We start from the raw sequence: 6,492 nt of genomic DNA on the forward strand, positions 1-6,492 counted from the left end.
AAACCTCATCCGGCGGGTAGGTGCCACCTCGTGGCTCCTACTGCGGCACCTACCCGCCCCACCGTAACCGGCCCGGGCGGGCCCGGATCGACTCGCCGCGCACCCGCACCCGGCTCACGGTGCACGATGCGTCGTTGATCTCGAAAACCGTTCGGCCGCACGGTGATCGATCATGAAGAGAGTGCGATATGGCTGTCCTCCTCGATACCTCGACGGTAGCCGCCCGCGACCGGGCCGACCTGGTCGCCTGCGCCCTCCAGCAAGCCTCCGCCCCCGCCCACATCGTCCTGGCCGATCCCGGCGGCCCGGTGCACGGCCGCGTCGAGGAGTGGCGGTTCGGTGACGCCACCCTGGTCCGGGCGCGGATGGGCGGGTATCGCTTCACGCGCACGCCCGATCTGGTCCATGCCGCGCCGTCGCCGCAATTGCTGATGATCGTCTCGCCGACCGGCAGGATGCGCTGGTCGCAGGACGACGACCGGCACGAGATCGGCCCCGGGCGGCTGTGCGTGGCCGATCTGAACCGGCCGTACGTGGCCGACTGGTGCGGCGGCGAGATCATGGGCCTGCACGTGCCGCTGGACCAGCTGGAACTCCCCGCCGAGACCGTCCGCCGCGCCGCCGACCGGCTGGCCGCGAGTCCGCTGTATCGCCTCGTCGCCAACCACATCGCGCTCACGGCCCCGATCGCCGACCTCCTCGAGACCGATCCGGGGACGCGGGACTTCGGCGGCGGCTGCGTGACCATGGTGCGCGCGCTGCTCATCTCGGCCGCGGGCGGCCCCGGCGACGCCACGACGCTGCCGGCCGATCTCCTGCTCGATCAGATCGGCGAGTACATCCACCGCCATCTGGCCGATCCGGATCTCGGCCCCGCCGATCTCGCACGGGCCCACCACATCTCCGTGCGCTACCTCTACAAGCTGTGCGCCCGAGCCGATCTCAGCCCGCAGCAGTGGATCATCGAACGCCGCCTGGACCGGGTGCGCCGCGCGCTCGCCAGCCCGCGACTGCGGGACCGGCCCATCGCCACGATCGCCCAGCAGTGCGGGTTCCGCGACCCCTCCCATTTCGCCCGCCGCTTCCGCTCCGCCTACGGCATGACGCCGCGCGAGTGGCGGCAGGCGGCGCTGGACTCCGATCAGATGATCGTGCCGACGTCCTCGGGCACCAGCCGGTCGAGCGCCCGTTCGGCGACCGCGGCGATGGTCATGGACGGGTTGCAGGCGGCGGCGGTGCCCGGGACGAGCGCGCCGTCGAGTACGTAGAGACCGCGCTGTCCGAGCACCCGGCCCTCGAGATCGCAGACCGAGCCCATATTCGCGCCGCCCAGCGGATGCCAGGTCGACGGGAAGACGGCGTTGGTGTCGGTCAGGACGCTCGCCGAACCCGCGATACGCTCCACCAGCGGGCCGATATGGCCGTTCTGGGCGACCGAGTCGCCCTCGCCGGGCCAGTGCAGCCGGGCCTCGTCGGTGGCCGAGTCGTAGACGAACCGGCCGCGCGCGTCGCTGACGCCGTACCCGACCATCATGGTGCTGCGCGGGTCGACTTGCAGCGGCGGGATCGACGCTTGGATGACGGTGGTGGCCGCGGCGGGATCCGACCAGTTCAGGCTGCCGTAGACGACGGGCCCGCCCTGCGCCGCGCCGACGGTGTCATCGAGGCAGGTCCACGCGTAGATGCGGTCGGCGTTGGTGCCCCAGCCGCCGCCCAGCGCCTCCGGCAGGTCGGGGATCTGCCCCTTCGCCGCGGCGCGCACGAGCAGTTTGGTGGTGTTGAGACTGCCGGCCGCCATCACCAGCGCCCCGGTGGTGAGAATCTTGTTCTCCATCACCGTGCCCGAGGCGTCGGTCCGGTCGACGTAGACGGTCCACCGGCCGTCCTTCGCCCGCTCGATATCGGTGACACGGTGCAGCGGCTCCACCGACACGCGTCCGGTCGCCTCGGCCGCGGCGAGGTAGGTGACGTCGACCGAATGTTTACCGCCGTTGTTCACCCCCATCGCACCGTCGCCGTTGGTGTAGGAGGGTTTCATCCGGCCCTGCAACTCGTCGAGCGCGTAGTTCCAGTCGATCGGCATCGGGATCTTCGACAGCGGCAGCCCGGCGCGCCGCACATGGTCGGCGAACACCCGCGCGGCCCGGTAATTCGGCGCGTCGATCAGTTCGTCCGGGGCGACGGCGAGTTGCAGCATGCGCGCGACGCGCGGGTAGTGGACGCGGTTCATCGTCTGCCAATCGAGGTCCTGCGGCAGATGCGTATTGAACACGTCCTCGGCCGGTTGCAGCGACATGCCTTGGTACACCAGCGATCCGCCGCCCACGCCGGCCGCACACAGGGCCGTCATATTCTCGCCCGCCACCGCCTCGACGAGTCCGGCATAGGGCTCGAAGGCGAGCGGCGCGCCGAACAGCCGCGGCGCGGATCCGTACCAGAGGATGCGCTTGTCGGGAGAGGTCGCGTGCGGGAACGTCTCGGCGTTCGGCCCGGTCGGCCACCGCAGCCCGCGCTCCAGGACCGTCACCGGAACCCCCGCCTCGGCCAGGCGCAGCGCGGTCACGCCGCCGCCGAAGCCCGAGCCGATCACGATGACCCGGTGGTCCTCGCGGACGGCCCGAATTCTGCCCGCGCCCGCCCCGATACCCGCCCGCGCGACGGCCGGACCCGCCGCCACCCCCGCTCCCGCCACGGCGGCGCCGGCAAGAAAGGTACGACGGGTGAAAGCGGGCACGACTGACCTCCAGACCACGGACGGAAACGCCCCAGCCGGTGCGACCGGGGGCAGGGCACGCACGCTCTGCGTCGGCGAAAGTGGTGGACCCTGGGGCTTTTCGAAACTAGACACCGTAGAACACGACTGTCAAGGATTTCCGGGGCCGAACAGTAATCTGGTTACTGAAATAACTACGTTACTGTTAGCAGGTGGACAGGACGGGCCGGGACACGGCGGCGAAGATCATCGACACGGTGCTGGCATTACTCGAGTCCGACGGCTACGAGGCCGTCCAACTGCGCGAAGTCGCCCGCCGCGCGCGCGTGTCGCTGACGACGGTCTACAAGCTGTACCCGACCCGGGACGAACTGATCCTCACCGCCGTCGAGCACTGGATGGCCACCAACACCTACACCGAGATGCCCCCGGCGCCCGCCGACGAGACGCTGCGGCACGGGATCATGCGCATGCTGCGCTACGTATTCGAGCCCTGGGAACGACATCCGAGCATGCTGGAGGCGTACTACCTGACCCGCACCGGCCAGGCCGCGCAGCGGCTCGACGCCCAGGGCTTCGACGCGATCCTTCCGGCGGCCAGCGACCTGCTGGCGCGCCTGGACCCGGAGTACGTCGCCGACATCGGCCTGGTGCTGACCAATATGGTGCACTCGCTGATCGGCCGGTTCGCCGCCGGTGCCATCGAGATCACCGATATCCTGCCCGCGTTGGACCGGATCGTCTACCGGCTGACCACCAACAACGAACCTTTCGCCGCGCCCGCGCAGGCCCAGCGCCAGAACGGCGCCGCGCAGACGCTGGTGCTGCGGCCCTCGTTCATCTCGCCCTACGACCCGGGACCGGGAACAACGAGCGGGACCTGATCGCTGTGAGATCTCACGGCGACGACCTCGGCGGATCGTCTGAGTAACTGTGTTACCGTCTGGTACGGCCCGGATCCGGTGGCTAGACCAGATTCCGCAGAGAAGGATGATCATGCAGGCACCCCGCCGTCGAATTCCCCCGGCACCCGCCCGCCGGACCGCGCGCATCCCGGCGCTGACCCTGGCGCTGTGCACCGCCGCTGCGGCGAGCTGCCTGTCCGCGGGCGTCGCGAACGCGGCCGATTTCTACACTCCGCCCGCACAATTCGCCGCCGAACCGGGCTCGATCGTCAAGACCGAGCCGGTGCCGGTCCTCACCGTGCCGCCCGGCGCGAACGGGCAGTGGCCGGCGGCCGCGCAACGGGTCATGTACACCTCGCGCACCCAGAACGGCGACGCGGTGCCGGTATCGGGCGTCTTCCTCGACGCGAACCATCCCTGGCAGGGTTCCGGCCCGCGCCCGACCATCGTCATCGCCCCGGGCACGGTCGGGCAGGGCGACCAGTGCGCGGTGTCGAAGGCGATCTCGGCGGGCGTGTACGCCGATCCGGCGCAGCTGAGCCTGTCCGCGAATCAGGAGGCGGTGTCGGCCCTCGCCTGGAATTCACTCGGCGCCCGCGTCTTCATCACCGACTACATCGGCATGGGCACCCCCGGCATCCACACCTACACCAACCGCGTCGAGGAGGCCCACGCCGTCCTCGACGCCGCCCGCGCCGCGAACAACCTCTCCGGGAGCGGACCGGCGACGCCGGTGGCGTTCTGGGGGTACTCGCAGGGCGGCGGCGCCACCGCGGCCGCCGCGGAGTTGCAGCCCGACTACGCGCCGGAACTGGATCTCAAGGGCACCTGGGCCGGGGCGCCGCCCGCCGATCTGGGCGCGGTGATCGGCGGTATCGACGGCAATCTCATCGGCGCCGCGATCGGCTTCGCGCTCAACGGTTTCGTCGATCGCTACCCGGACCTGCGCGGGGTGCTGGACCAGCGGACGTCCCCCAGCGGCCGGGCGCTGCTCGGCGAACTCTCGAACGAGTGCATCGCCGACGTCATCGTCAAACACCCCTTCGCCCGCACCACGGACTTCACCGCCGACCACCGGCCGCTCATCGACCACATGCGCGAGATCCCCGAGGCGGAGAAGATCTTGGCGGACCAGCGGATCGGCACCCTGCGCCCGTCTGCGCCCGTCTTTGTGACGAGCGGCATCAACGACGACACCATCCCCTACAAGCAGGCCCGCCAACTCGCCGACGACTGGTGCGCAGCAGGCGCCACGGTCACCTTCCGCAGCAACCCGCTCCCCCCGATCGCCCCGGGCACGGTATTCGGGAATCACTTCGGCCCCGAACTGATCGACGGCTTCGGCACCAACAACGCTGTGTCTTATTTGATGGATCGCCTCGCCGACAAGCCGGTGCCGGGGTGCACTTTCGACTGAAGCGCCTAGAGGGCCCTGCATGCTTTTGGCAGGGCCCCCCTCCGTGCGCCGCGCTACTTCAGCAGGCTGCCGCCATCCACCGGCAGCGTGACCCCGGTGACGTACCGCGACTCGTCCGAGGCCAAATACAGCACCGCGTTGCTGATGTCGACCGGCTCTACCCAGCCGATGGGCAGGACGTGCATGAACTTGGCCACCGGCTCGAAGTCCTCCTTGGTGGGCTTCTCCAGGTCGGGGCGGAACAGCTTCATGGTGCCCTCGTTCATGAACATCGGGGTGTTCACGTTGGTGGGGTGCACCGAGTTGACCCGGATGGAGTGCTCGCCGAGTTCGACGGCGAAGGCGCGCATCAGGCCGACCACGCCGTGCTTGGCGGCGACGTAGTGGCCGGTGTTCGGGTAGGCCTTGAGCCCGCCCACCGAACTGGTCAGCACGATCGAGCCGCCGCCCGCCGCCTTCAGGTGCGGCACACCGGCTTTCGCCGCCTTCCAGACGCCGCCCAGGTTGATGTCGAGCATCGTCTGCCAGTCTTCTTCACTGGTCTTGTCCAGCGTCTCGCCGCCGTTGCCGATACCGGCATTGGCGACGACGATATCCAGCCGGCCCAGTTCCTCCACGCCGCTGTCCACGGCGGCCTTCAGCGCGCCGAAGTCGCGGACGTCGACCTCGGTGGTCACGATGCGGCGGCCGAGTCCCTTGACCAGATCGGCGGTTTCGGCCAGATCGTCGGGCGTGGACGCCGGGATCAGGTCGGTGCCGCTGACCGGCTTGCACACGTCGACCGCGATGATGTCCGCGCCCTCCTGTGCCAATCGCACGGCATGGCTGCGGCCCTGGCCGCGGGCCGCACCGGTGATGAATGCGACCTTTCCTTCTACCCGTCCGGACATGGGGTTACCTCGATTCCTAGCGCTCAGGGATGGGGAGTGAAGTTGATGTGCAGGTTGGACAGCCCGCGCAGGATGTAGGTGGGCTCGTAGTCGTAGCGGCGTTCCCCGGCGGGGCCGTGGCGCTCCTCGTCGATGGTGATGTCGAGCATCCGGTCCAGGATCCGCTCGATCGAGATGCGTCCCTCGGCCCGTGCCAGCGGGCTGCCGGGGCAGGTGTGCACGCCGCGCCCGAACGCCATGTGCTCGCGGAAGTTCTTGCGGTCCAAGCGGAATTCGTGCGGCTGCTCGAAGCGGCGCGGGTCGCGGTTGGCCGCGCCGGGGCAGAACATCACCGTCGAGCCCACGGGGATATCGACGTCGCCGACCGTCGTCGCGCGCGTCGCCAGCCGGAAGCCGCTCTTGACCGGAGCGTCCATCCGCAGCGTCTCCTCGACGAACGCCGGAATCTTGCTGCGGTCCTCGCGCAACTGCCGCTGCACGTCGGGGTGATCGCCCAGGATGCGCAGCGACGCGCTCAGGAGTTTGGCCGTCGTCTCCTGCCCCGCGGCGAACAGGAATGTCGCCGAC

General features: G+C 69.7%; 5 protein-coding genes and 1 pseudogene. 3 read left to right on the forward strand and 3 right to left on the reverse strand.

Going from position 1 to position 6,492, the window contains the following annotated elements; translation table 11 throughout:
- Positions 1–188 precede the first annotated feature (188 nt).
- Positions 189–1,112 (forward strand): annotated as a pseudogene (locus ON41_RS40375) (AraC family transcriptional regulator); the annotation flags it as partial.
- Positions 1,113–1,141: 29 nt separating this feature from the next.
- Here ON41_RS40375 and ON41_RS43095 read toward each other — a convergent pair.
- Complete coding sequence (locus ON41_RS43095) at positions 1,142–2,734, reverse strand: GMC oxidoreductase (protein WP_040749013.1); 1,593 nt, start codon at positions 2,732–2,734, stop codon at positions 1,142–1,144.
- Positions 2,735–2,925: 191 nt separating this feature from the next.
- Between ON41_RS43095 and ON41_RS19105 the strand changes: the two genes are divergently transcribed.
- Complete coding sequence (locus ON41_RS19105; RefSeq protein ID WP_063709907.1) at positions 2,926–3,597, forward strand: TetR/AcrR family transcriptional regulator; 672 nt, start codon at positions 2,926–2,928, stop codon at positions 3,595–3,597.
- 112 nt (positions 3,598–3,709) lie between these two features.
- The gene (locus tag ON41_RS19110; protein WP_083905460.1) at positions 3,710–5,035 is read left to right on the forward strand and encodes a lipase family protein; all 1,326 of its coding nucleotides are present in this window, start codon (positions 3,710–3,712) and stop codon (positions 5,033–5,035) included.
- Between the two features lie 53 nt (positions 5,036–5,088).
- On the opposite strand, the gene ON41_RS19115 is transcribed toward ON41_RS19110, so the two are convergent.
- A complete protein-coding gene (locus ON41_RS19115; protein WP_040749014.1) occupies positions 5,089–5,925 on the reverse strand; it encodes a mycofactocin-coupled SDR family oxidoreductase in 837 nt (278 codons plus the stop codon).
- A 23-nt stretch (positions 5,926–5,948) separates the two neighbouring features.
- Positions 5,949–6,492 (reverse strand): cytochrome P450 (locus ON41_RS19120; RefSeq protein WP_040749015.1); only part of this gene is annotated, 544 nt, incomplete at its 5' end.

Origin of the sequence: Nocardia transvalensis NBRC 15921, assembly GCF_000308875.1 — a bacterium.
Taxonomy (GTDB): Bacteria; Actinomycetota; Actinomycetes; order Mycobacteriales; family Mycobacteriaceae; genus Nocardia; species Nocardia transvalensis.